This window comes from Leisingera sp. ANG-Vp (assembly GCF_000813725.1).
Taxonomy (GTDB): Bacteria; Pseudomonadota; Alphaproteobacteria; order Rhodobacterales; family Rhodobacteraceae; genus Leisingera.
This window is the reverse complement of the sequence record NZ_JWLD01000142.1, coordinates 1-736: the sequence shown is the minus strand read 5'-3', so window position 1 is coordinate 736 and position 736 is coordinate 1. Positions and strand designations below refer to the sequence as shown.

General features: G+C 67.8%; 1 protein-coding gene. It reads right to left on the bottom strand.

Annotated elements, in window-relative coordinates; all coding sequences use genetic code 11:
- A partial coding sequence (locus RA20_RS24465; protein WP_152618598.1) for a DUF4384 domain-containing protein occupies positions 1 to 691 on the bottom strand: 691 nt, incomplete at its 3' end.
- Positions 692 to 736 lie beyond the last annotated feature (45 nt).

Sequence of the window (736 nt, the reverse complement as noted above, 5' to 3'; positions counted from 1 at the left end):
GCGGGTGCGAAGCGGCAAAGGCGACGGCGATTTCCTGGCCATAGGGCGGGGCGACGGTGATCTGCAGGCCGGGGTCTCCGGCTTCTTTGGCGCCGACGCGCAGGGCGCTTTTGGGAACTGCCTCAGTCAGGGGAACCAGTTCATTCGGAGAGAGGTGCAGCACCGCGCCGCCGGCGTCGAAATAGTCGACATAGACATAGGCCGGGTAGTCCGGCGCGGTGAGGTCGAAGAACAGCCGCTCGCCGCCGGAATAATCGAGCACGCGGGCATGGGCATCGTCACCGACCAGCAGGGGGTTGGTGATCTGGTCGGTGCTTTGCGGCAGGCCGACGTTTGAAATCCCTGACAGAGCGCCGCATTGCGGCCGCGGCAGCAGCCGCATTTCATCCGAGACCACGATATCAGCGCCCATCTGCGCTTGCAGCGCCGCCAGGACCGGGCTGCGCAAGCCGTCTTCGGGCAGGTGGCCGCGCACCTCAAGCGTGGCGGTTTCCGGGACAAAGGCAACCTGCAGGCGGGAGCAGGGCACTGCGGCTAGGATGCCGGAGACACCGTCGCGCAGCGGATCTCCTTCGGCTGCGGCATCGCCTGGCTGCATGAAGCTTTGGAAGGCGGCCAGCGAGACCGGGTCGATGTCGCCGCTGCCGCCCTGAAAGGCCAGCGCCGCCTTGATGCGGGGGGCATCCGGCACGGCGGCGGGTGTCTGCTGCGGGTTTGGCTCTGCGCCGGGAAGGGG